Annotated in this window: 1 protein-coding gene and 2 pseudogenes; all 3 read left to right on the forward strand. The window is 64.1% G+C overall.

The annotated features are described in order from the left end of the window. Nucleotides 1–494 precede the first annotated feature (494 nt). Nucleotides 495–1064, forward strand: coding sequence for a hypothetical protein (locus ABZ453_RS50805; protein WP_359026824.1), 570 nt, complete (start codon nt 495–497; stop codon nt 1062–1064). A gap of 1399 nt (nt 1065–2463) precedes the next feature. Beyond that, a pseudogene (locus tag ABZ453_RS50810) lies at nt 2464–2721 on the forward strand (transposase); the annotation flags it as partial. A gap of 161 nt (nt 2722–2882) precedes the next feature. Beyond that, nucleotides 2883–3424: pseudogene (locus tag ABZ453_RS50815) on the forward strand (hypothetical protein); the annotation flags it as partial.

The following is a 3424-nucleotide window of genomic DNA, read 5'->3' on the forward strand; positions in this document are numbered from 1 at the left end:
CATCGCCGCTGCGACCGACCACTACCGGTCACGAGCCGACCACGCCCTCCAACTACTCGATCTTGAAGCCTGAGAACGCATCACCCCTGCCTTCGACACTTCAGCAACGATTCACTTGCGTTCGTCTTCCTGATCCCGACCTGACGCCTCTTACGGCGCCTTTTCCTCAATCGCTCACCACGACAGTCTTCGGCTAGCCTCGATTCGTCAGTGGTCGTGAGCGCATGACGGTGTGGCTGGTTCACTCCGTTTGTCCCGCGTGATCGCGGGCGGGGGCTTCGCGTGTCGCTGCGGCTGCGCCGGGGTTCCACGGCTCCCGGAGGTGGTGCGGGTGTCCTCCTTCCTTATCTGAAGGGTCTGGTGGGCCGGTCGTCAGGTCAGGACTGGGAGGGTGGAGCCGCCAACATCGCCAAGACCACCCGGGCAATCCGCGACCAGCCTGAACGAGCCCTCCCACTCCTGGGCGTCATCAACAAGCCGGACGCTCAGGGAACTTGATCAAGCCCTGGACCACCTGCTTCCAGCCGCTGCCGGACACCATCGCCGACCTGGCCGGAACCATCGTCACCAGCGACGCCATGCACACCCAGCGCGAGCACACCGACCACCTCCTCGGCCGCGACGCCCACTGCATCGTGATCGCCAAGGTCAGCCAGAAGAACCTGCGCCGACAGCTCAAGTCCCTTCCCCGGAAAGACATCCCGCTTCAAGGACCCACCCGGGACACCGGCCACAGCCGCCCGGAGATCCGCCGGATCAAGGCCGCCACCATCGACAGCCTCCTCTTCCCCCGAGCCCGCCAGGCCGTCCAGACCAAACACCGCCGCACCGACCGCAAGACCACCGCCAAGACGGTCAACGTCCTCACCAGCCCGACCCCCGAGCAGGCCACCACGGCCCAGCTCGCCGAACTCGTCCACGACGACCGGAAGATCGAAGCCCTGCACCACGTCCGCGACCCCACCTTCGCCGAGGACGCCTCCCAGCTGCACACCCGCAACACACCCCGCACGATGACCACCTGGCACAACCTCGCCATCGGAGCCCTCCACACGGCCGGGTGAAGAACATCGCGGCCGGCCCCCGCCACAACGCCCTCGACCCGCACCGCTCCCTCGCATTCCTCAGCCTCGGATGATCACGAACCGGACCTACGCGACTACGCCCAAGCCCTGAGCTACCCACCACCCGAGCACCCACACAACGCCAACTCACGACGCGCCCAGTACGCAGAAAACTGACGCTGACACGAAGTAAGGCGATTTGCCTCTACCGATACAACGCCCTCAACCGCAAAGTCTTAATTGAGGAGATCGTCAGGTGTGGCAAATCGACCACACGGTCCCCGATGATGAGGCTAGCCAGCAGGATGTCGCTAGCACGTCTAAAGCCTGTTCGTAATCCGCAGTGGGGCAGCGCACGGCGTCAGATACGTTACATCGCTAGGTGGGGAGCAGTCCTTACACTGGACGCCTTCGGGCGATTCTGCCCCCGGGCCAGAGATTACGGAACAGCCTTGGGTCAACTATCTTCCACCATCTCCTTTGCGGTCCTGTAAGAGCCAAGGAAAGGTCTGCACTAAAATGGCCAGTTTCCATATCAAACGCACGAAGAGGGTCGCCATCGGCTTCGTACTGGCAGGCACTGCAGTACTTGGTGTTTCCGCTCCGCTTCCTGCGAACGCAGCGGCCAATGAGGTAGGCGCTTGGATACTCATCGTTAATGCTGGGCAGACGACCCAGACCAGGTCTATCCAGATAATCTGGAAGAGCCCTCAGGGCTCGGATGATCTGGTTTGCTACAATGTTACGCCAGGAAAGAGCGCGACATACACCCAGAGGGGCATCCTGCACACTCCGGTGCTCATCTATGAATGGCCTCAAAATAATTGCACAGGTGCAGTCAAAGGCGGACCGGATCAGACTTTTGATTCACCAGGTGCCCTGGGGACGAAGCAGATCAACGTCTGATTGATCCCTTCTCGGTAACGTCTCGTATCTCTTAGTGAGCTCTTTCGGTTTCTGTCCGCGAGGGGGAGACCGTGTCTCTTTTCAGGTCGGTCACCGATCGGGTGACGGAGCCGTGGTGGCGGTAGGCGGGACCGAGCACGATTTCGCTGGTCGGGCGTCAACCTCGATTTTTCCGAGGGTTACGGCGGTGTTGTGAGCGGATGGATGCCTGATATGTCCCGTGCCGTGTCGGGACTGGCCGTCGCGTGACGCTGCGGGTGTGTCGGGTTCCACGGGCCCGAGGGTGGTTCGGTGCTCTCCTCTCGTGTGTCGTCGGGGCGGGGCCGGCCCGTCAGGTGTGGGCCGGAAGCTGGCTATCCCGCTGCCAGGCCGTGGTGAATGCTGCTGCCCAGGGTCAGGTGCGGTCGAGGTGGGGGGGGCCTCCCCCTGAGTGGTGGACACGCTGATACTGGATCTGCTTGATCCGGAGGAAGCGAGAACACCGCCGATGGCGATGAAGGACTACTCGGACGAGTTCAAGGCCGATGCCGTGGCCCTGTACGAGTCCACGCCCGGGGCGACCTACAAGAGCATCGCCGCTGACCTGGGCGTCAACAGGGCGACTCTGCGTGAGTGGGTGCTGCGGGACCGGGAGCGTCGCGGCGTCGCCCCCGCGGCCGCCCGGTCAGGTGGGTCTGCGCCGGCCCGGGCAGGACAGCCGGCACCGTCCGCCGACCCGGACAAGCGGATCCGGCAGCTGGAGGCCCGGGTGGCCGAGCTTGAGGCGAACGAGCGAAAGCTGGCCACCGAGCGGGACATCCTGCGCAAGGCAGCCAAGTATTTCGCCTGGCGAGACGAACTGGTGAGGAGCCGTAAGGAAACTACTGTCAGATTCCGGCCAACGTCTCGGTTTGGTGTGGTAGTTGGCCTGTTGTGGCGATTCCGGATGAAGTCCTGGCGGTGCTGGATGCGAAGTTCGCGGTGGTGCTGCCGCATCTGGACGAGCGGCAGCGCCGGCTGTATCTGGCTTCCGAGGCTGAAGCTTTGGGGCATGGCGGGATCGCGGCCGTGGCCAGGCTCGCGGAGGTCTCGGAGTCGACCGTTGCGCGAGGGCGTGAGGAGCTCGCGGGCGGAGCAGAGCCGTTGGGGCGGGTGCGCAGACCCGGCGGCGGACGGAAGTCCGCCGCCGAGCGTGACCCCGGTCTGGTGGCGGCTCTCGAGTTGTTGATCGAGCCGCGTGAGGTGGGCGATCCGGTGTCCCCACTGCGCTGGACTACCGCCTCACTGCGGGACTTGTCCCGGGAGCTGACCGATGCCGGTCATCCGGTCAGCGCCCCGGTGATCGGCAACCTGCTGCGTGCGATGGGTGTCAACGGCCATTTTCGTTCGGCTCTGATCCACTTCTTGTGGTCCGATCGCGGAGCGTTACAGTGCTCAGTCCGCGAGGAGGATCTGCCGGCGAAGGAGGTCGAAGC

It is taken from the genome of Streptomyces sp. NPDC005799 (genome assembly GCF_040630525.1).
GTDB classification, from domain to species: domain Bacteria; phylum Actinomycetota; class Actinomycetes; order Streptomycetales; family Streptomycetaceae; genus Streptomyces; species Streptomyces griseorubiginosus_B.